The organism is Geobacillus sp. C56-T2 (assembly GCF_007829715.1).
Taxonomy (GTDB): domain Bacteria; phylum Bacillota; class Bacilli; order Bacillales; family Anoxybacillaceae; genus Geobacillus; species Geobacillus icigianus.
The window spans coordinates 133,073-152,500 of record NZ_VJWB01000001.1; the positions used below are offsets into that span (position 1 = coordinate 133,073).

The window sequence follows — 19,428 nt, forward strand, 5'->3', positions numbered from 1 at the left end:
GCGAAATGAGCGAACGCAATCAACGCAAAGTGTACGTTGGACGGGTTGTATCGGACAAAATGGACAAAACGATCACCGTATTGGTGGAAACGTACAAAAAACATCCGCTGTACGGCAAGCGCGTGAAATATTCGAAAAAATACAAAGCGCACGATGAACATAATGAAGCGAAAGTCGGCGACATCGTCAAAATCATGGAGACTCGCCCGCTGTCGGCCACGAAACGCTTCCGTTTGGTCGAAATCGTTGAGAAAGCCGTTGTTCTTTAATGGTTCTTCGCTTAGTTCGGAGAGATAATTCCGAAAGGAGGTTTCGTCGATGATTCAACAAGAATCTCGCTTGAAAGTAGCTGATAACTCTGGCGCACGCGAAGTGCTCGTCATTAAAGTGCTTGGAGGCTCGGGCCGCCGCTATGCGAACATCGGCGACATCGTGGTCGCTACGGTTAAAGATGCGACACCAGGTGGCGTTGTTAAAAAAGGTCAAGTCGTGAAAGCGGTCGTTGTTCGCACGAAACGCGGAGTGCGCCGTCCGGATGGCTCTTACATCCGTTTTGACGAAAACGCCTGCGTCATCATCCGCGATGACAAAAGCCCGCGCGGCACGCGGATTTTCGGACCGGTTGCCCGCGAACTGCGCGACAAAGACTTCATGAAAATCATTTCGTTGGCCCCGGAAGTTATCTAACGGAACGGAACAGCGTTTCAAGGAGGTGCGAATGCGATGCATGTAAAAAAAGGTGATAAAGTGCAAGTGATCTCCGGAAAAGACAAAGGCAAACAAGGCGTCATCCTCGCGGCATTTCCGAAGAAAAACCGCGTCATCGTCGAAGGCGTCAACATCGTGAAAAAGCACGCGAAACCGTCGCAAGCCAACCCGCAGGGCGGCATTATCGAAAAAGAAGCGCCGATCCATGTTTCCAAAGTGATGCCGCTTGATCCGAAAACAGGCGAACCGACGCGCATTGGCTATAAAGTGGTTGACGGCAAAAAAGTGCGCTACGCGAAAAAATCCGGAGAGATTTTAGATAAATAACCGTGACGCAGGAAAGGAGGTACTTTTATGAACCGCCTGAAAGAGAAGTATGTAAATGAAGTCGTTCCTGCTCTCATGAGCAAGTTCAACTATAAATCGATCATGCAAGTGCCAAAAATCGAAAAAATCGTCATCAACATGGGCGTCGGCGACGCGGTGCAAAATCCGAAAGCGTTAGACAGCGCCGTTGAAGAGCTGACATTGATCTCCGGCCAACGTCCAGTAGTGACACGCGCGAAAAAATCGATCGCTGGCTTCCGCCTGCGCCAAGGAATGGCGATCGGGGCGAAAGTGACGCTGCGCGGCGAACGGATGTATGAGTTTCTCGATAAGTTGATTTCGGTCTCGCTTCCGCGCGTGCGCGACTTCCGCGGCGTATCGAAAAAATCGTTTGACGGCCGCGGCAACTATACGCTCGGCATTAAAGAACAGCTCATTTTCCCAGAGATCGACTACGATAAAGTGAACAAAGTGCGCGGCATGGACATCGTGATCGTCACAACGGCCAACACCGACGAAGAAGCGCGCGAATTGCTGGCATTGCTCGGCATGCCATTCCAAAAATAATCCCATAGCACAAGGGAGGCGAAATCGTGGCTAAAAAATCGATGATCGCGAAACAAAAACGGACGCCGAAGTTTAAAGTAAGAGCGTACACCCGCTGCGAGCGCTGCGGCCGCCCGCACTCGGTTTACCGCAAATTTAAACTGTGCCGTATTTGTTTCCGTGAACTCGCATATAAAGGTCAACTTCCAGGCATTAAGAAAGCCAGCTGGTAATCACCCATTGATTGGGAAGGAGGTAAAACAAATGGTGATGACAGATCCAATTGCTGATATGCTGACTCGCATCCGCAATGCGAACATGGTGCGTCACGAAAAACTCGAAGTCCCGGCTTCGAAAATCAAGCGGGAAATCGCGGAAATCTTAAAGCGCGAAGGGTTTATTCGTGATTATGAATATATCGAAGACAACAAACAAGGGATTCTCCGCATTTTTCTGAAATACGGCCCGAACAATGAACGTGTCATTACCGGGCTGAAACGCATCAGCAAGCCAGGATTGCGCGTGTATGTCAAAGCCCATGAAGTGCCGCGCGTCTTAAACGGCTTAGGAATCGCCATTCTTTCGACATCGCAAGGCATTTTAACGGATAAAGAAGCACGGCAAAAAGGCACGGGCGGCGAAGTGATCGCCTACGTTTGGTAATTTATCTGCTCAAGAATGGAGGTGTTTTTGACATGTCACGTGTCGGCAAAAAACCAATTGAAATTCCGGCCGGTGTTACGGTTACGATCAACGGCAATACGGTCACGGTGAAAGGGCCAAAAGGGGAACTGACCCGCACGTTCCACCCGGATATGACGATCACCGTTGAGGGCAACGTGATGACGGTGACGCGTCCAAGCGATGAAAAACAACATCGTGCGCTGCACGGCACAACGCGCAGCCTGCTCGCCAACATGGTCGAAGGCGTTTCGAAAGGCTACGAAAAAGCGCTCGAACTCGTTGGGGTCGGATACCGGGCGTCGAAACAAGGGAAAAAGCTGGTGTTGAGCGTCGGTTATTCTCATCCGGTCGAAATTGAACCGGAAGAAGGGCTTGAAATTGAAGTGCCGTCCCAAACGAAAATCATCGTCAAAGGCGCAGACAAACAGCGCGTTGGCGAGCTGGCGGCCAACATTCGCGCCGTACGTCCGCCGGAGCCGTATAAAGGCAAAGGCATTCGCTACGAAGGCGAACTGGTGCGCTTAAAAGAAGGCAAAACGGGTAAATAACGCGGCATAGCGAAGCGAAAGGAGTGACATTCGATGATCACGAAAGTGGATCGAAACGCGGTTCGGAAAAAAAGACACGCACGCATCCGCAAAAAAATCTTTGGCACGGCTGAACGTCCGCGGTTGAGCGTGTTCCGTTCGAACAAACACATTTACGCGCAAGTGATCGACGATACGAAATCGGCAACGATCGTCAGCGCCTCGACATTGGATAAAGAATTCACTTTGGATTCGACAAACAACATTGAAGCGGCGAAGAAAGTCGGCGAACTCGTCGCCAAGCGGGCGTTGGAAAAAGGCATTAAACAAGTCGTTTTTGACCGCGGCGGGTATTTGTACCACGGCCGAGTGAAAGCATTAGCGGATGCCGCCCGTGAAACTGGCCTAGAATTCTAATTACAAAGGAGGGACAACGATGCGTCGTATCGACCCAAACAAACTTGAATTGGAAGAACGTGTAGTCGCAGTCAACCGTGTAGCAAAAGTCGTGAAAGGCGGACGCCGCCTGCGCTTCTCTGCCTTGGTTGTCGTCGGCGACAAAAACGGCCATGTCGGCTTTGGCACTGGGAAAGCGCAAGAAGTTCCGGAAGCGATCCGCAAAGCGATTGAAGATGCGAAGAAAAACTTAATTGAAGTGCCGATCGTTGGCACGACGATTCCGCACGAAGTGATCGGCCACTTTGGCGCTGGAGAAATCATTTTAAAACCGGCTTCCGAAGGTACTGGAGTCATCGCCGGCGGTCCGGCGCGCGCCGTTTTGGAGCTGGCAGGCATCAGCGACATTTTGTCGAAGTCCATTGGTTCGAACACACCGGTCAACATGGTGCGTGCCACGTTTGACGGCTTAAAACAATTGAAACGCGCCGAAGACGTCGCAAAATTGCGCGGCAAAACAGTCGAGGAACTGTTAGGATAAGGGGGGGAACGATCATGGCAAAAAAACTGGCGATTACCCTCACACGCAGCGTGATTGGCCGTCCGGAAGATCAACGCGTCACCGTTCGAACGCTCGGTTTGCGGAAAATGCATCAGACTGTCGTTCATAACGATAATCCTGCCATTCGCGGGATGATTAACAAAGTCGCTCACCTTGTCAAAGTGAAAGAAATCGAAGAATAATGAGGTCATAAGGAGGTGCTTTGCAATGAAACTTCATGAATTGCAACCAGCGCCGGGTTCCCGCAAAAAAGCGGTTCGCGTCGGCCGCGGGATCGGTTCGGGCAACGGCAAAACGTCTGGTCGTGGTCAAAAAGGTCAAAATGCTCGTTCTGGCGGGGGCGTGCGCCTCGGTTTTGAAGGAGGACAAACGCCGCTGTTCCGCCGCTTGCCGAAGCGCGGGTTTACGAACATCAATCGGAAAGAATATGCGGTCGTAAACTTGGACAAATTGAACCGCTTTGAAGACGGAACGGAAGTCACGCCGGAGCTGCTTCTTGAAACGGGAGTCATCAGCAAGCTCAAATCGGGCGTGAAAGTTTTAGGCAAAGGCCAAATCGAGAAAAAGCTGACGGTCAAAGCGCACAAGTTCTCGGCGTCGGCAAAAGCAGCCATTGAGGCGGCTGGCGGTAAAACTGAGGTGATTTAATGTTTCGGACAATCTCCAACTTTATGCGCGTCAGTGACATTCGAAACAAAATTATCTTTACTCTTCTTATGTTGATCGTGTTCCGCATCGGCACGTTCATTCCGGTTCCGAGCGTGAACGCGGATGTATTAAAACTGCAAGATGAATTAAATGCATTCGGCGTCCTGAACATTTTCGGCGGCGGGGCGCTGCAAAACTTCTCGATTTTTGCCATGGGGGTTATGCCCTACATTACGGCATCGATTATCGTCCAACTGCTGCAAATGGACGTCGTTCCGAAGTTTACGGAATGGTCCAAGCAAGGCGAGGTTGGCCGGCGTAAATTAGCTCAGTTTACCCGCTATTTTACGATTGTGCTCGGGTTCATCCAAGCCCTCGGCATGTCGTACGGCTTTAACAATTTGGCCAATGGGATGCTCATTCAAAATCCAGGCATTGGCACGTATTTGCTCATTGCGGTCGTCTTGACCGCGGGCACCGCCTTTTTGATGTGGCTCGGTGAGCAAATCACGGCCAAAGGAGTCGGAAACGGAATTTCGATCATCATTTTTGCCGGGATCGTTTCCGGCATTCCGACGATCTTGAATCAAATTTATGCTCAACAGTTTGAAAACGTTGAGGATGACTTGTTTTTGCGCATCGTCCGGCTGCTGCTTGTCGCGTTGGCGGTCATTGCGTTGATCGTTGGTGTCATTTACATCCAGCAGGCGTTCCGGAAAATTCCGATTCAATATGCGAAGCGGTTGGAAGGGCGAAGCCCGGTCGGTGGCCACTCGACCCATCTGCCGCTGAAAGTGAACCCGGCCGGGGTCATTCCGGTCATTTTCGCGGTGTCGTTTTTGATTGCGCCGCCGACGATTGCATCGTTTTTTGGCACGAATGACGTAACATTATGGATTCGCCGAACGTTTGACTATACCCATCCGGTTGGCATGACTCTCTACGTCGCGCTCATCATCGCTTTTACGTACTTTTACGCGTTCGTTCAAGTCAACCCGGAGCAGATGGCAGACAATCTGAAAAAGCAAGGCGGCTATATTCCAGGCATTCGCCCGGGAAAAAGCACGCAAGAATACGTAACAAAAATTTTGTATCGGTTGACATTGGTCGGTTCAATCTTTTTGGCGGTGATCTCGATTTTGCCGGTGTTCTTCGTAAACTTTGCCAACTTGCCGCCTTCCGCACAAATTGGTGGCACGAGCTTGCTTATTGTTGTCGGTGTGGCTTTAGAGACGATGAAACAGCTCGAGAGCCAGTTGGTCAAACGCCACTACCGGGGATTCATCAAATAAGGCAAGAGCGGACGTCCCTTGCCGTTTAGGGGGAGTTAGGGTGAATTTAGTGCTGATGGGGCTGCCAGGTGCCGGAAAAGGTACACAGGCTGAGAAGATTGTCGAAGCGTACGGAATCCCGCACATTTCCACGGGAGATATGTTCCGGGCAGCGATCAAAGAAGGCACTCCGTTAGGGAAGCAGGCCAAACAATACATGGATCGCGGTGATCTCGTTCCTGACGAAGTGACGATCGGCATCGTCCGCGAGCGGTTGAGCAAGGCGGATTGCCAAAACGGGTTTTTGCTCGATGGCTTTCCGCGTACGGTCGCCCAAGCCGAAGCGCTCGAAACGATGCTTTCGGAAATCGGCCGCCAACTCGATTATGTGATTCACATTGATGTCCGCCGCGAAGTATTGCTCGAGCGTCTGACCGGCAGACGAATTTGCCGCAATTGCGGAGCGACGTACCATCTCGTTTTTCATCCGCCCGCGGTGCCAGGGGTGTGCGATAAATGCGGTGGCGAGTTATATCAGCGTGCCGATGACAATGAAGCGACGGTAGCCAATCGGCTCGACGTCAATCAAAAGCAAATGAAGCCGCTGCTCGATTTTTATGAGCAAAAAGGCTATTTGCGCCATATTAACGGCGAACAGGACATGGAAAAGGTGTTTGCTGATATTCGGGAATTGCTCGGGGGATTGTCTGCATGATCCGCTGCAAAACCGCGCAGGAAATCGCGCTGATGCGCGAGGCGGGAAAAATCGTGGCCCTTGTCTTAGAAACGTTGAGAAAGGAAATCCGTCCCGGGATGACGACAAAGGAATTGGACGCCATTGCGGAGGAAACGATTCGTTCCCATGGCGCCATTCCGTCGTTTAAAGGATATCAAGGGTTTCCGGGCAGCATTTGCGCTTCGGTGAATGAAGAGCTTGTGCACGGCATTCCCGGCGAGCGAGTGCTAAAGGAAGGCGATATTATCACTGTTGACGTTGGTGCCCAATATCAAGGGTATCATGCCGACTCCGCCTGGACGTATCCTGTCGGGGAAATCGATGCGGAGACGAAGCGGCTGCTCGATGTGACGGAGCAGGCGCTCTACATCGGGCTCACTGAGGCGAAGCCAGGGGCGCGGTTGACGAATATCTCCCACGCGATTCAAATGTACGTGGAAGCGAATCACTTTTCCGTCGTCCGGGAGTATGTGGGGCACGGAATTGGTCAACACTTACATGAAGACCCACAAATCCCACATTATGGGCCACCAAACAAAGGACCGGTGTTGCGGCCGGGAATGACCTTATGCATCGAACCGATGGTCAACGCCGGCAGCCGTCATGTGAAAACACTAGCGGATGACTGGACCGTTGTCACCGCGGATGGGAAACGGTGTGCCCATTTCGAGCATACCATTGTGATCACAGACGCTGGCTATGAAATTTTAACCGTTTCGTAAAAGCTCCCAGTCGCGAGGAGCGAATGAAAAGATCGCCCGCTCAATGTCCGTTCGGTTTTGCGCAACACCATGTTACTCATTCGTAAGGAGGGGGAGCCGCCCGATGGCTAAGGACGATGTAATCGAAGTGGAAGGCACCGTCATTGAAACATTGCCAAATGCGATGTTTCGTGTAGAATTAGAAAATGGGCATACGGTGTTGGCCCATGTGTCCGGCAAAATCCGCATGCACTTTATCCGCATTTTGCCTGGAGACCGGGTGACGGTGGAGTTGTCGCCGTATGATTTGACGCGGGGACGAATTACGTATCGGTATAAATAAAAGACGCACTCCGTTTCATTTAAGGAGGGAAACAACATGAAAGTAAGACCGTCTGTCAAGCCGATTTGCGAAAAATGCAAAGTCATTCGCAGACGCGGCAAAGTGATGATCATTTGCGAAAATCCAAAGCATAAACAACGCCAAGGGTAATTTTCAAGGAGGTGCACAACGATGGCACGTATTGCAGGTGTTGACATTCCGCGCGACAAACGAGTCGTCATTTCGTTAACATACATTTACGGAATTGGAAAATCGACCGCACAAAAAATCTTAAAAGAAGCGGGTGTATCGGAAGACACGCGCGTTCGTGACCTGACGGAAGAGGAGCTTGGCCGCATTCGCGAAATCGTCGGCCGCCTGAAAGTGGAAGGCGATTTGCGTCGGGAAGTATCGCTCAACATCAAACGGCTGATGGAAATTGGCTGCTATCGTGGTCTTCGCCATCGCCGCGGCTTGCCGGTTCGCGGACAAAACACGAAAAACAATGCCCGCACGCGCAAAGGTCCGCGCCGTACGGTAGCGAACAAGAAAAAATAATCACGCAAAGGAGGTCATTTGACGAATGGCACGCAGAACAAACACGCGCAAACGTCGGGTAAGAAAAAACATTGATACAGGCATCGCTCATATCCGTTCGACATTCAATAACACGATCGTGACGATCACGGATGTTCACGGCAACGCCATCGCTTGGGCGAGCGCTGGTTCGCTCGGATTCAAAGGTTCGCGCAAATCGACGCCGTTTGCGGCACAAATGGCAGCTGAAGCGGCAGCGAAAGCGTCGATGGAACATGGCATGAAAACGGTCGAAGTGAACGTCAAAGGTCCGGGGGCTGGCCGTGAAGCAGCGATCCGCGCTTTGCAAGCGGCTGGATTGGAAATTACGGCGATCAAAGACGTCACTCCAATCCCGCACAATGGATGCCGTCCGCCAAAACGTCGCCGCGTGTAACGCTTCGTATAGAATTTGCCCCATTGTCAATAATGGGATATGATAAAGACCATGGCAAAAAGAAAGATTCATGGGGGAATGTTGTTAGGCGTGTACCGTTTGGTCGGGGTCTCGACGTTTTGAAGGAGGGTATAATAATCGATGATTGAAATTGAGAAGCCGAAAATTGAAACGGTCGAGCTGAGCGAAGATGCCACCTACGGCAAATTCGTCGTCGAACCGCTTGAGCGCGGATATGGTACAACTTTAGGAAACTCCTTGCGTCGTATCCTATTGTCTTCACTCCCTGGTGCGGCTGTAACATCGGTGCAAATTGACGGCGTTCTGCATGAGTTTTCAACGATCGAAGGCGTCGTCGAAGATGTGACGGCCATCATTTTAAATATTAAAAAGCTGGCGTTGAAAATTTATTCGGATGAGGAAAAAACGTTAGAAATCGATGTGCAGGGTGAAGGAGTTGTCACAGCTGCCGATATTACTCATGACAGCGATGTCGAAATTTTAAACCCAGACCTTCATATTGCGACGCTGGCGGAAGGCGGCCGCCTGCGCATGCGCATGACCGCCAAACGGGGGCGCGGCTATGTCCCGGCTGAGGCGAACAAGCGCGAAGACCAGCCGATTGGCGTCATTCCGATCGACTCCATTTATACACCGGTCTCCCGCGTTTCTTATCACGTGGAGAATACGAGGGTCGGTCAAGTGACGGATTATGACAAACTGACCATCGATGTGTGGACGGATGGAAGCATCGGACCGAAAGAAGCCATTTCGCTCGGGGCCAAAATTTTGACTGAGCACTTGAACATCTTTGTCGGCCTGACCGATGAAGCGCAAAATGCCGAAATCATGGTCGAAAAAGAAGATGATCAAAAAGAAAAAGTGCTGGAAATGACGATCGAGGAGCTTGATCTTTCGGTTCGCTCCTACAACTGCCTGAAACGGGCCGGCATCAACACCGTTCAGGAGCTCACGCAAAAAACGGAAGAAGATATGATGAAAGTGCGGAACCTTGGCCGCAAATCGCTTGAGGAGGTCAAAGCGAAGCTCGCTGAGCTGGGTCTCAGCTTGCGCAAAGACGATTAAGAGCCGCCCTTTGGCGAAAGCGGCGCCGTGCTTTGGCCATATCTTTTGCGGTGCGGCCGGTGCGATCAGCAGCAAAGAACTGCATCACTCTAAAAGGGAGGGACATTTGATGTCGTACAGAAAGTTAGGACGCACGACTTCGCAACGGAAAGCGTTGCTTCGTGATTTAGCCACTGACCTGATCATCAATGAACGCATCGAAACGACGGAAGCGCGGGCAAAAGAATTGCGCTCGGTGATGGAAAAAATGATTACGCTTGGCAAACGCGGCGATTTGCATGCCCGTCGCCAAGCAGCGGCGTTCATCCGCAAGGAAGTCGCCAACAGCGAAACGGGCCAAGATGCGTTGCAAAAGCTGTTCAGCGACATTGCACCGCGCTACCAAGATCGCCAAGGCGGCTATACGCGCATTTTGAAACTTGGTCCTCGCCGCGGTGACGGGGCGCCGATGGTGATTATCGAACTCGTGTAACGGTTTCATTCAACAAGGGCGAGACAGTTTCGTTTGAACTGGATCTATGCCCTTTTTTTGTTTACCATATCTTAAAAGCCGCATCGGCAAACGCGGCGGGAGCAAGGGGAAACGATCATGGCCGAACCGATCTTGTCGCTGGAAGAAGTATGTTTTCGTTATCCGAATCAGTCGGAGTATGCGGTTCAACACGTCAGCTTTCAAGCCGAACGCGGGGAATGGCTGGCGATCGTCGGCCATAATGGATCCGGCAAGTCCACGATCGCCCGTCTGCTGATCGGCTTGCTTCGGCCGGAGCGGGGCGTGATTCGTCTGTTTGGCCGCCCACTGGATGAAACGACGGTGTGGGATGTGCGCCGTCGCGTAGGCATGGTGTTTCAAAATCCAGACAATCAGTTTGTCGGCACGACGGTCGAGGACGACATCGCTTTTGGCTTGGAAAACAACGGCATTCCGCGTGATGAGATGGCTTGGCGCATCGATGAAGCGGTCCGTCAAGTGCATATGGAGCCGTTCCTTCATCATGAGCCGCATCGGCTTTCCGGCGGGCAAAAACAGCGCGTCGCCATCGCCGGCATTTTGGCGCTTCGCCCCGATATGATCATCTTGGATGAAGCGACATCCATGCTGGATCCTCGAGGGCGCGATGAAGTGTTGGAGACGGTGCGCCGCCTGAACCGCCAGCATCGTATCACCGTCTTGTCGATCACCCATGATCTTGAAGAAGCGGCCAAGGCCGATCGCCTGATCGTCATGAACAAAGGGGAAGTGATGGCGGAAGGGACGCCTGAGCAAATCTTTCGGCTCGGCAGCAAATTGGAACGCATCGGTCTTGATTTGCCGTTTGCGGTAAAAATGGGCAGCCGCTTGCGGGAACAAGGGCTGCCGCTGAGGCTAGGGTATTTTACCATGGAGGAGTTGGTCGAGGAGCTATGGACATTGTATTCGAAAACGTAGAGCACATATACAATGCCCGCTCTCCGCTCGCCCGCCGCGCCCTATATCACGTCAACGTCACGATTCGAAGCGGAGCGTATGTCGCCATCGTCGGCCATACCGGTTCGGGCAAATCGACGCTCCTTCAGCACTTGAACGGCCTCTTGCAGCCGACAAGCGGCACGGTGAAAATTGGCGAAGAGACGATCACAAGCGGCAAACGGCCCAAGCAGCTCAAACCGCTCCGCAAAAAGGTCGGGATCGTGTTTCAATTCCCGGAGCACCAACTGTTTGAAGAGACGGTTGAAAAAGATATTTGCTTTGGTCCGCTGAATTTCGGCGTGCCCGAGGAAGAAGCCAAGCGGAAAGCAAGGGAGCTCATCCGGTTGGTCGGGTTGGACGATGAAACGCTTGCCAAATCGCCGTTTGACTTAAGCGGTGGACAGATGCGGCGCGTCGCTATCGCCGGCGTGCTCGCGCTTGAGCCGGAAGTGCTGGTGCTCGATGAGCCGACCGCCGGGTTGGATCCGCGTGGGCGGAGGGAGATTATGGAGATGTTTTACCGTCTCCATCGCGAAAAGCGGCTAACGACTGTATTGGTAACGCATAGTATGGAAGATGCGGCTCGGTATGCCGATGAGCTGATCGTGATGCACGAAGGAACGGTGTGGGGCCAAGGGACCCCGGAGGAAGTATTTCGCGACGCCGAGCGGCTGGCGGCCATCGGTTTAAGCGTGCCGGAGACCGTCAAGTTGAAACGGGCGTTGGAAAGGCGGTTTGGCGTCGCCATTCCGTCGCCATGTTTAACGATCGAGCAGGCGGCCGAAGCGATTCGCGACTGGTTTTCTAGGGTGAGCGCTCATGAGTAATCATTTGATTATCGGGCGATACGTGCCCGGACAATCGATCATTCATCGCCTTGATCCGCGCGCCAAGCTGCTCATTGTGTTCGCCTATGTCCTGATTGTGTTTTTGGCCAATAATGCTGCGACCTATGCCCTGTTGTCCGTGTTTGCGTTCTTGTTCGCCGCCCTGTCGCGCATCCCGTTTTCCTATATCATGCGTGGGTTGAGGCCGGTGATATGGGTGGTGCTGTTTACCTTCGTTTTGCATGTATGGATGACAAAAGAAGGGGATGTGCTCTATCGAATCGGTGCGTTGACGATTTATGAGGAAGGCGTTCGGCAAGGCATCTTTATTTCGCTCCGATTTTTGTTGCTTGTGCTGATGACGACGATGCTGACGCTGACGACGACACCGATTGAGGTGACCGACGGCGTCGAGAGTTTGCTCGGGCCGCTCAAAAAGATGCGCGTCCCCGTCCATGAGCTCGCCTTGATGATGGCCATTTCGCTTCGTTTTATTCCGACCCTTATGGAAGAGACGGAAAAAATCATGAAGGCGCAGGCGGCCCGCGGGGTCGACTTCTCCGGCGGTCGCTTTTCCGAGCGGATGAAAGCGATCGTCTCGCTGCTCGTTCCCTTGTTTATCAGCTCATTCAAACGAGCTGATGAGCTGGCGACAGCCATGGAGGCGCGCGGCTATCGCGGCGGGGAAGGACGGACGAAATTTCGCCAGCTCGCTTGGAAACGGACGGATACGGTCTTTTTCGCGGCGGTTGTGCTGCTTGCCATTCTGCTTTGTCTACTACGCTCATAGCGGAGGAAAGCTACGGTGCGAAGGATAAAATGTGTGATCGCGTATGACGGCACCCATTTTTTTGGCTACCAAATTCAGCCGGGAAAACGGACGGTGCAAGGCGAACTGGAACGCGTGCTCAAGCGAATGCACAAGGGAAAGGAAGTGCGCGTGGCAGCTTCTGGACGAACCGATGCCGGTGTTCATGCTTACGGGCAAGTCATCCACTTTGACACGCCGCTTTCCCTTTCTCCTGAGCAATGGAAAAAAGCGTTGAACGCCCAGCTGCCCGATGATATTGTCGTTCGTTCAGCTGCTGAGACCGATTCCGCCTTCCATGCCCGGTTTTCCGCCAAAGCGAAAGAGTATCGCTATAACGTATGGACCGCGGCCGAGCGCGACGTCTTTCGCCGCCATTACTGCGCATGGCACCCGTATCCGCTCCACATAGACGCCATGAATGAGGCGCTCGTCCCGCTGAAGGGGACACACGATTTTACGGGCTTTTGTTCGGCCAAAACAGCGATGGAGGACCGTGTGCGCACCATTTACCACGCCGAAGTGGAAGCGGACGGCCCAATGCTTCAATTTCGTTTGATCGGCAGCGGTTTTTTATATAATATGGTGCGCATTATCGTCGGCACGGTGCTTGAGGTCGGCCAAGGGAAACGTTCGCCGTCTGACATCGAATGGTTGCTTGCCGCCAAGGACCGCCGGCTTGCTGGTCCGACGGCGCCGGCGCAGGGACTGTACTTGTGGCGCGTATACTACGGAGACGAACGTTTCGATCAGTAGCTTGATGTCGCCTCTTCCGCTCCGCCAAGAGCGCTGCGACAAGGGCGTTTCGGCTCCGGGAGCTTTTCCGTGGCCCGAGAGCTTAAGGAATGAGCGACGGAGGCAACTTGATTTTCCACCTCCATCGCCACGAGAGGAACGATGACAACGAATCCTCGTGTAACATCTTCTTGACATTGGCGTTCCAGCAGGCTATTATATCATATGGCATGTATTTTCCACGATTAGCCCCGGACAGCAAATCGTGTTGAAATAAAGAGCTAACCTTATTCGTTCATTTTTTATGATTTAGGAGGGAAAGGCATTGCGTACGACTTACATGGCAAAACCGAATGAAGTAGAGCGTAAATGGTACGTTGTCGACGCAGCTGGCAAGACGTTAGGTCGTTTGGCCAGCGAAGTAGCGGCGCTGTTGCGCGGCAAGCATAAACCGATCTTCACTCCGCATGTCGATTGCGGGGATCACGTCATCGTGATCAATGCGGACAAAGTCGAGCTGACAGGGAAAAAGCTAACGAAAAAGCTGTATTATCGCCACAGCTTGTATCCGGGCGGTTTGAAAGTGAGAACCGCGCTCGAAATGCGCACAAATTACCCGGAACAAATGATTGAACGGGCGGTGCGTGGCATGCTTCCAAAAGGCAGCCTTGGCCGTCAAATGTTCAAAAAACTGCACGTTTACCGCGGAAGCGAACATCCGCATCAAGCGCAAAAACCGGAAGTATACGAACTTCGCGGATAATTGATAAGGGAGGGTATTGGTGTTGGCACAAGTACAATATTACGGCACAGGTCGTCGCAAAAGCTCGGTTGCCCGCGTCCGCCTTGTTCCGGGCGATGGACGCATCATCGTCAATAAAAAAGATATTCGCGAATATATTCCGTCGGAAGCGCTCATCGAAATGGTGAAACAGCCGCTTGTGTTGACGGAAACGCTCGGCAGCTATGACGTTTTGGTCAATGTTCAAGGCGGCGGATTTGCTGGCCAAGCGGGCGCCATTCGCCACGGCATCGCTCGCGCCCTGCTTGAAGTGGATCCGGAATTCCGCGCGGTGCTGAAGCGCGCTGGCTTGCTGACGCGCGATGCCCGCGTCAAAGAGCGGAAAAAATACGGGCTCAAAGGCGCCCGCCGCGCTCCGCAGTTCTCGAAGCGCTAAAACAAGCCTTTCGGTTCGGGCTCCCAATCGTTATCGATTGGGGGCCTTTTTCAGTTGCCACACGGCACGATTTTATTCATTGATCAAAAAAGTTGGTGATTTAAGGAAAAATACTGCTAAGTTCCACCCATTTCTCAATGAGAGAAACCTCACACAATCAGCTTTCTTTTCTGAATGAAAATGCCTCCAATTGGTGTGACAGCGCCTTTTCACCGGCCTTCAAAGGAAACCACCGTTTTTCACCAGCCATCTACAGGTTGTGCTCAACACCCTTGTGCTTGGCGTCGGGGTGTTTTTGCTGTCGTTTCTGGCTGGGTTTTTTGCTTATTTCTGCCTTTCGTCCGCACGTATGAATGCGCCTGATCGTTAAACACTACATCGTAAAGGAGCGTGAAAGACGATGGCCGTCATCACTTCATTGGCGGAGAAAAGACAGGAAAAGCAATTGCGCTACGAACGGAACATGCTGCGCGAATTATCGTTGGAGAAGCTGCGGGCGAAAGTGCTTGAGCACTTTCTTTCCTTTTATACAACCTATCGGGTGTTTCCGTCCGTTGTCGAGGAAGGTTGCATCGACTTGGCCATTGAAGCCTACTTGCTCGGCGCCCGTTACAGCCGGTTTGGCTATTACGGGGAGAAGGCGGACAGCGTGCGCCGGCGCTGTGTTCAGGAAGAGAAGTACTTAGTCGACACTTTGTTTGATTTTCTTTGTTTCTGGGGCGGCATCGACGAAGACCTCGTGAGCCAGTCGCTCTACTATGCGTGTGAACACTATATCGGCGGTTGGTGGATGGAAGGATTTGAACGGGGAAAAAAACGGCGCCGGTTAAAACTTCGCTAAACGAGTTCTATTCCCGCGCCTTGTCCCATATAAGATAGAGAAGGGAAACGCGCGGGAGGAGAAACAATGAACAAACAGTGGAAGTGGCTGGCCATTTTGGCTGTTGTCACGATCACAGCGCTTTTTCTATTTCCACCTCTATTTTCCGATTTGACCTCAACAAAGCCATGGAATCTCCCGCTCTCCGGGAGAATCATCGTATTGGATCCCGGCCACGGCGGGCCGGATGGCGGTGCCGTTGGCGGCGAAGTGCTGGAAAAAGAAATTGCCTTGAGCGTCGCGAAAAAACTGCGCGACTATTTGCAACAGCAAGGGGCGCTCGTTCTCATGACGCGCGAAACAGACCGCGACTTGGCCAGCCCGTCAACGCGCGGTTACAGCCGGCGCAAAACGGAGGACTTGCGTGAGCGCACCGCTTTGATCAACCAAGCGGAGGCCGATCTATTCATCAGCATCCATCTCAATGCCATTCCCTCCCCCCGCTGGCGAGGAGCGCAGACGTTTTATTACGGTTCATTGATTGAAAATGAACGCTTGGCCAAGTTCATCCAAGCTGAACTACGACGCAATTTGGAAAATACCGATCGATCGGCGAAAATGATCGATACGGTTTATTTGTTAAAGCACGCCAAGATTCCAGGGGCGCTTGTTGAGGTCGGTTTTTTATCGAACCCAGACGAACGGGAGCGGCTTGCCTCGGACCATTATCAAACAAAGTTGGCCGCCTCGATTTACAAAGGAGTGCTGCGCTATTTTTCAAACGAACCGACTCCCCGTGAATAGCGGGGAGTTGTGCTTTTTGCCACGTTGGCGAAAAAAACGCTGATGGCCTAGCCGGATTTGGTTATAAGTCGTCCGCTAGCGAGAAGGTTTGAAGCCGATCGCAACGTTTTCGCGGAATCGAGCGGCAACATGGCAGCCGCCTGCCCGTTTATGATATGATGCGTATAGAAGCAACCATTGATTGTGAAAAGGTTGGTGAAGACGATGCTGACAGCAAATGACGTGCGAGCCATTCTTGAAAAAATGAAAGATCCGTTCTTGAATAAAACCTTTCAAGAAACGAATGCCATTCAAGAAATTAAAATCAAGGAAGAGAAAAACCATGTCAGCGTGAAAATTGCCCTCGCCAAAACGGGAACGCCTGAGCAGCTCCGCTTGCAGACGGAGATCGTTCAGCAGTTGAAAAACGCGGGGGCAGCGACTGTTGGGCTGCGGTTTGCTGAATTGCCGCGCGAAACAGTTGAAAAATATCGTCAGCACAAGCCAAAAACGACGTATATTGCCATTGCCAGCGGCAAGGGAGGAGTCGGTAAATCGACCGTCTCTGTCAATTTGGCCATTGCCCTCGCTCGTCTCGGCAAAAAAGTGGGGCTAATTGACGCCGATATTTATGGATTTAGTGTGCCTGACATGATGGGAATTACCGAGCGCCCGACAGTAAGGGGCGATAAAATTATCCCCGTGGAACGGTTCGGGGTAAAAGTCATTTCGATGGCCTTTTTCGTTGAGGACAACGCCCCGGTGATTTGGCGCGGACCGATGCTGGGGAAAATGCTCAACAACTTTTTTAAAGAAGTCGAGTGGGGCGATTTAGACTATCTATTGCTTGATCTGCCGCCAGGGACAGGTGATGTCGCCCTAGACGTCCATACGCTTCTGCCATCGTGCAAGGAAATTATCGTCACAACCCCGCATCCGACCGCCGCGTTTGTCGCCGCCCGCGCTGGAGCCATGGCGCTGCGCACGGAGCACGAGATTATCGGGGTCATCGAAAACATGTCCTATTACGAAAGCCGCAAAACAGGCGAACGAGAATACGTCTTTGGCAAAGGCGGCGGGGAAAAGTTGGCCAAAGAGTTGCAAACCGAGCTGTTAGGACAGCTGCCGCTTCAGCAGCCGGATTGGAATGACGACGACTTCGCCCCGTCGGTCTATGCAGAAGATCATCCGATTGGGAAAATTTATATGGATATCGCGCGTAAAATTGTCGCCAAGTCCTCGTAAAAAACAAAGCGTCCGATGGCTGTAGGGCTGACCGTGTTCGTCTTCGGCGAACGGCGCCCTTTCGCATCCGGACGCTTTTTGATTATCCGCTCCCACCTTGTTGGTTGCCGCCTCCTCCTTCTTCTCCTTCCCCGCCTTCCCCACCTTCTTCTCCTCCCTCTTCTTGTTTTCCCCCGCCTTGCTGGAGCGATTCCGCCGCTTTTGTCAGCATATCTTGAATTTTGGCCTGATATAGCGGGCTGTTCAGCGTTTCTGTTACGACTTTTTGCACGTGCTGGCGGAACTCCTTGCTTTTTAAGACATCCATCATCGCTTTTTCTGCTTCTGGATCTTTTAGAATGTCAATCATCATGCCTTGATATTCAGGGTCTTTCATCAGCGCTTTCATCATTTTTTCATGCTCTTTTTGCAACCCTTTGGCAAAGCTTTCAGCAAATTTCGGGTCTTTGAAAGCATTTTCCCAAAATTTTTTTCCTTGTTCAGACGTCAGCACCTGCTGCAGCGTCTCTTTCACAGCAGTCTGGTCCATCATGAGCTGCTGCTTCATCTGCTCGTCAGACATAATATCTTGAATCGCCTTTTTCCCCTCGTCGGTTTTTAAAATGTCAACAACCATTTTTTTCGTTTCATCATAATCCGGTGGAGGGGGGCTAATTTCTTGAGGGGCACAAGAACCGAGAAAGAGAAAACTGAGCAAGAGGAGCGGTAGGTGTTTGTTCATGAAAATGAGCTCCTTTCTGCAAAAATCCCTCACCCTTAATATGAATGTTGGCGAAAAAAATATGCATGGAGAGGAATGGAGCTGGCTTTTTCAAAAGGGCGCTGGTAAAATGATAAGCGGATGATGTTGATGATGGAGGATGAAGCTGTGAACAGCCGCAAATGGGTGCGTTTGTTTTTGTCTACATTGCTGATAGGCGGCATTGCCACGGCAGCCGTTGGCATGATTTTGAACGGGAAGGAATTTGCACATCTCTTTGTCCGCTTGGAGATCGTAGAGCTGCTCGCGGTGTTGTTTTGGCATATTGGCGTCGGTTTTATTTTTAGCGTCATCAGCCAAGCCGGTTTTTTTGCCTATTTGACCATTCACCGATTTGGCCTCGGTTTTTTTCGTTCACTCTGGAATTCGGTGCAGCTCGTTCTCATCGTGTTTGTCCTGTTTGACCTCGTCTATTTTCGCTATATGGTGTTTGCGGACAAGGGAGATTCGATCATCCCTTACCTTCTTGTGGCCCTGGTTATTTTGGTGGTCGGCCTCGCCGTTGCCTATGTTAAGAGTGTACAAACCAATAAAGGCGCGTTCGTTCCCGCCCTGTTTTTTATGGTTGTTGTGACGGTGATCGAATGGTTTCCTGTGCTGCGCATCAATGACCGCGATTGGCTGTATTTGATGCTCATTCCATTATTACTATGCAATGCATACCAGCTTCTTATTCTGCATAAGTTGACAGGCGGCGCAAAACAATAAAGAGGAGACGCCGCCTGTTCTTTTTTCACGTTCGTGAGGGAGAGAGGGCTTGATGTCGGCTCAAGCCGCTCCGGAAGCCGATGATAGAAGGGAAGGGAGCGTGCGGCTTCACAGCATTGTTTCCAAAATGGAAAAGCTTTTCCCCTCAGCCCGGCTTTTTCCCTGTCGACTCATCGATCAAGAAGGGAAACCGTGTTTTTTCGCCTCCTTCCAAGAGGCAGGTGATTTAGTGCAAAAACGACTGATTCCACTCATTTCTCAATTAGAAAAACTTTGCAGAATCCGCTTTCTCTTCTGAATGAAAATGCCGCCGATCGGGAGGTGACAGCGGTTTTTCACCAGCCTTCTAGGCAGCTTCCTTAGTCGATTCCTTTGCTTTTCGCTTCCCCGTTTGCCAACAGTTCCGAGAGGCTGGCGTTTTGGTAGCCGTTCTCTTTCATCACCGCAATGATTTTGGGCAACGCCTTTGCGGTTTGTTTTGCCGAATCGGAGGCGTGCAAAAGTACGATATCACCTGGTTCTAAATCGTTTGTCACATTGGCTACAATCTGCTCCGTGCCCGGATTGAGCCAGTCTTTTGAGTTAATGCTCCAATGTACCACCGTATAACCGAGAGAATGAGCAATT

The 19,428-nt window shown here is 51.8% G+C and carries 33 protein-coding genes (1 of these 33 running past the window's edge); 31 read left to right on the top strand and 2 right to left on the bottom strand.

Annotated elements, in window-relative coordinates:
- Window positions 1–5: 5 nt before the first annotated feature.
- From rpsQ to GC56T2_RS00845, 29 genes are all read left to right on the top strand, one after another.
- Window positions 6–269, top strand: coding sequence for a 30S ribosomal protein S17 (gene rpsQ, locus GC56T2_RS00705; RefSeq protein WP_033008672.1), 264 nt, complete (start codon window positions 6–8; stop codon window positions 267–269).
- Between the two features lie 49 nt (window positions 270–318).
- Entirely contained in the window at window positions 319–687 is a 369-nt protein-coding gene (rplN, locus tag GC56T2_RS00710; protein WP_033020993.1) for a 50S ribosomal protein L14, read from the top strand.
- 36 nt (window positions 688–723) lie between these two features.
- On the top strand, window positions 724–1,035 hold the full coding sequence (rplX, locus tag GC56T2_RS00715; protein ID WP_033020989.1) for a 50S ribosomal protein L24: 312 nt from the start codon (window positions 724–726) through the stop codon (window positions 1,033–1,035).
- Window positions 1,036–1,062: 27 nt separating this feature from the next.
- On the top strand, window positions 1,063–1,602 hold the full coding sequence (rplE, locus tag GC56T2_RS00720; protein WP_033020988.1) for a 50S ribosomal protein L5: 540 nt from the start codon (window positions 1,063–1,065) through the stop codon (window positions 1,600–1,602).
- A 26-nt stretch (window positions 1,603–1,628) separates the two neighbouring features.
- On the top strand, window positions 1,629–1,814 hold the full coding sequence (locus GC56T2_RS00725; RefSeq protein WP_003247599.1) for a type Z 30S ribosomal protein S14: 186 nt from the start codon (window positions 1,629–1,631) through the stop codon (window positions 1,812–1,814).
- A gap of 31 nt (window positions 1,815–1,845) precedes the next feature.
- Window positions 1,846–2,244, top strand: a complete 399-nt coding sequence (gene rpsH, locus GC56T2_RS00730) for a 30S ribosomal protein S8 (protein WP_012820490.1) — start codon at window positions 1,846–1,848, stop codon at window positions 2,242–2,244.
- Between the two features lie 32 nt (window positions 2,245–2,276).
- Window positions 2,277–2,813 carry a 50S ribosomal protein L6 gene (gene rplF, locus GC56T2_RS00735; RefSeq protein ID WP_033020986.1) on the top strand — a complete coding sequence of 179 codons (537 nt, stop codon included), beginning with the start codon at window positions 2,277–2,279 and terminating at the stop codon, window positions 2,811–2,813.
- 33 nt (window positions 2,814–2,846) lie between these two features.
- On the top strand, window positions 2,847–3,209 hold the full coding sequence (gene rplR / locus GC56T2_RS00740) for a 50S ribosomal protein L18 (protein ID WP_033020984.1): 363 nt from the start codon (window positions 2,847–2,849) through the stop codon (window positions 3,207–3,209).
- Window positions 3,210–3,228: 19 nt separating this feature from the next.
- A complete protein-coding gene (gene rpsE / locus GC56T2_RS00745) occupies window positions 3,229–3,729 on the top strand; it encodes a 30S ribosomal protein S5 (RefSeq protein WP_033020982.1) in 501 nt (166 codons plus the stop codon).
- Between the two features lie 14 nt (window positions 3,730–3,743).
- Complete coding sequence (gene rpmD / locus GC56T2_RS00750; protein WP_014194602.1) at window positions 3,744–3,932, top strand: 50S ribosomal protein L30; 189 nt, start codon at window positions 3,744–3,746, stop codon at window positions 3,930–3,932.
- A gap of 25 nt (window positions 3,933–3,957) precedes the next feature.
- A complete protein-coding gene (gene rplO, locus GC56T2_RS00755; RefSeq protein ID WP_033020979.1) occupies window positions 3,958–4,398 on the top strand; it encodes a 50S ribosomal protein L15 in 441 nt (146 codons plus the stop codon).
- Window positions 4,398–5,690, top strand: a complete 1,293-nt coding sequence (gene secY / locus GC56T2_RS00760; RefSeq protein WP_144972378.1) for a preprotein translocase subunit SecY — start codon at window positions 4,398–4,400, stop codon at window positions 5,688–5,690. The genes rplO and secY overlap by 1 nt, the downstream gene beginning before the upstream one ends.
- 40 nt (window positions 5,691–5,730) lie before the next feature.
- On the top strand, window positions 5,731–6,384 hold the full coding sequence (locus GC56T2_RS00765) for an adenylate kinase (RefSeq protein ID WP_144972380.1): 654 nt from the start codon (window positions 5,731–5,733) through the stop codon (window positions 6,382–6,384).
- Window positions 6,381–7,127 carry a type I methionyl aminopeptidase gene (map, locus tag GC56T2_RS00770; RefSeq protein ID WP_144972382.1) on the top strand — a complete coding sequence of 249 codons (747 nt, stop codon included), beginning with the start codon at window positions 6,381–6,383 and terminating at the stop codon, window positions 7,125–7,127. Before GC56T2_RS00765 ends, map begins: the two co-directional genes overlap by 4 nt.
- Window positions 7,128–7,230: 103 nt before the next feature.
- Window positions 7,231–7,449, top strand: coding sequence for a translation initiation factor IF-1 (gene infA, locus GC56T2_RS00775; protein WP_011229642.1), 219 nt, complete (start codon window positions 7,231–7,233; stop codon window positions 7,447–7,449).
- Between the two features lie 36 nt (window positions 7,450–7,485).
- Window positions 7,486–7,599 carry a 50S ribosomal protein L36 gene (rpmJ, locus tag GC56T2_RS00780; protein ID WP_011229643.1) on the top strand — a complete coding sequence of 38 codons (114 nt, stop codon included), beginning with the start codon at window positions 7,486–7,488 and terminating at the stop codon, window positions 7,597–7,599.
- A gap of 21 nt (window positions 7,600–7,620) precedes the next feature.
- A complete protein-coding gene (gene rpsM / locus GC56T2_RS00785; protein ID WP_033020970.1) occupies window positions 7,621–7,986 on the top strand; it encodes a 30S ribosomal protein S13 in 366 nt (121 codons plus the stop codon).
- Between the two features lie 25 nt (window positions 7,987–8,011).
- Window positions 8,012–8,401 (top strand): 30S ribosomal protein S11, encoded by a 390-nt coding sequence (gene rpsK / locus GC56T2_RS00790; protein WP_011229644.1) that lies wholly within the window; start codon window positions 8,012–8,014, stop codon window positions 8,399–8,401.
- Window positions 8,402–8,542: 141 nt separating this feature from the next.
- Entirely contained in the window at window positions 8,543–9,487 is a 945-nt protein-coding gene (locus GC56T2_RS00795; RefSeq protein WP_033020967.1) for a DNA-directed RNA polymerase subunit alpha, read from the top strand.
- Window positions 9,488–9,596: 109 nt separating this feature from the next.
- The gene (gene rplQ, locus GC56T2_RS00800; RefSeq protein ID WP_033020965.1) at window positions 9,597–9,959 is read left to right on the top strand and encodes a 50S ribosomal protein L17; all 363 of its coding nucleotides are present in this window, start codon (window positions 9,597–9,599) and stop codon (window positions 9,957–9,959) included.
- 117 nt (window positions 9,960–10,076) lie between these two features.
- Entirely contained in the window at window positions 10,077–10,916 is an 840-nt protein-coding gene (locus GC56T2_RS00805; RefSeq protein ID WP_144972385.1) for an energy-coupling factor ABC transporter ATP-binding protein, read from the top strand.
- The gene (locus GC56T2_RS00810; RefSeq protein WP_033020960.1) at window positions 10,892–11,764 is read left to right on the top strand and encodes an energy-coupling factor ABC transporter ATP-binding protein; all 873 of its coding nucleotides are present in this window, start codon (window positions 10,892–10,894) and stop codon (window positions 11,762–11,764) included. Before GC56T2_RS00805 ends, GC56T2_RS00810 begins: the two co-directional genes overlap by 25 nt.
- Window positions 11,757–12,554: an energy-coupling factor transporter transmembrane component T family protein gene (locus GC56T2_RS00815; RefSeq protein WP_144972387.1), complete on the top strand. Its 798-nt coding sequence runs from the start codon at window positions 11,757–11,759 to the stop codon at window positions 12,552–12,554. The genes GC56T2_RS00810 and GC56T2_RS00815 overlap by 8 nt, the downstream gene beginning before the upstream one ends.
- Window positions 12,555–12,569: 15 nt before the next feature.
- On the top strand, window positions 12,570–13,328 hold the full coding sequence (gene truA, locus GC56T2_RS00820) for a tRNA pseudouridine(38-40) synthase TruA (RefSeq protein ID WP_144972389.1): 759 nt from the start codon (window positions 12,570–12,572) through the stop codon (window positions 13,326–13,328).
- A 304-nt stretch (window positions 13,329–13,632) separates the two neighbouring features.
- Window positions 13,633–14,070, top strand: coding sequence for a 50S ribosomal protein L13 (rplM, locus tag GC56T2_RS00825; RefSeq protein ID WP_033020954.1), 438 nt, complete (start codon window positions 13,633–13,635; stop codon window positions 14,068–14,070).
- A gap of 22 nt (window positions 14,071–14,092) precedes the next feature.
- A complete protein-coding gene (gene rpsI / locus GC56T2_RS00830; protein WP_144972391.1) occupies window positions 14,093–14,485 on the top strand; it encodes a 30S ribosomal protein S9 in 393 nt (130 codons plus the stop codon).
- 400 nt (window positions 14,486–14,885) lie between these two features.
- A complete protein-coding gene (locus GC56T2_RS00835) occupies window positions 14,886–15,326 on the top strand; it encodes a YbaK family protein (RefSeq protein ID WP_061912136.1) in 441 nt (146 codons plus the stop codon).
- Window positions 15,327–15,392: 66 nt separating this feature from the next.
- The gene (gene cwlD, locus GC56T2_RS00840; protein ID WP_144972393.1) at window positions 15,393–16,109 is read left to right on the top strand and encodes an N-acetylmuramoyl-L-alanine amidase CwlD; all 717 of its coding nucleotides are present in this window, start codon (window positions 15,393–15,395) and stop codon (window positions 16,107–16,109) included.
- Between the two features lie 204 nt (window positions 16,110–16,313).
- Entirely contained in the window at window positions 16,314–17,333 is a 1,020-nt protein-coding gene (locus GC56T2_RS00845) for an Mrp/NBP35 family ATP-binding protein (RefSeq protein WP_144972395.1), read from the top strand.
- Between the two features lie 82 nt (window positions 17,334–17,415).
- On the opposite strand, the gene gerD is transcribed toward GC56T2_RS00845, so the two are convergent.
- Entirely contained in the window at window positions 17,416–18,054 is a 639-nt protein-coding gene (gerD, locus tag GC56T2_RS00850) for a spore germination lipoprotein GerD (protein ID WP_144972397.1), read from the bottom strand.
- A 147-nt stretch (window positions 18,055–18,201) separates the two neighbouring features.
- Here gerD and GC56T2_RS00855 point away from each other — a divergent pair, with 147 nt between their 5' ends.
- Together GC56T2_RS00855 and GC56T2_RS00860 are read left to right on the top strand one after the other, a co-directional pair.
- Entirely contained in the window at window positions 18,202–18,801 is a 600-nt protein-coding gene (locus GC56T2_RS00855; protein ID WP_144976951.1) for a KinB-signaling pathway activation protein, read from the top strand.
- 52 nt (window positions 18,802–18,853) lie between these two features.
- Window positions 18,854–19,099, top strand: coding sequence for a hypothetical protein (locus tag GC56T2_RS00860; protein ID WP_144972399.1), 246 nt, complete (start codon window positions 18,854–18,856; stop codon window positions 19,097–19,099).
- 61 nt (window positions 19,100–19,160) lie between these two features.
- On the opposite strand, the gene pdaB is transcribed toward GC56T2_RS00860, so the two are convergent.
- Window positions 19,161–19,428, bottom strand: the final stretch of a protein-coding gene (gene pdaB / locus GC56T2_RS00865) for a polysaccharide deacetylase family sporulation protein PdaB (protein ID WP_144972401.1). The gene runs 488 nt beyond the window's last position; 268 of the gene's 756 nt are visible here — the last part of the coding sequence; its start codon lies off the right edge, out of view — the gene reads right to left on this strand; it ends in the stop codon at window positions 19,161–19,163.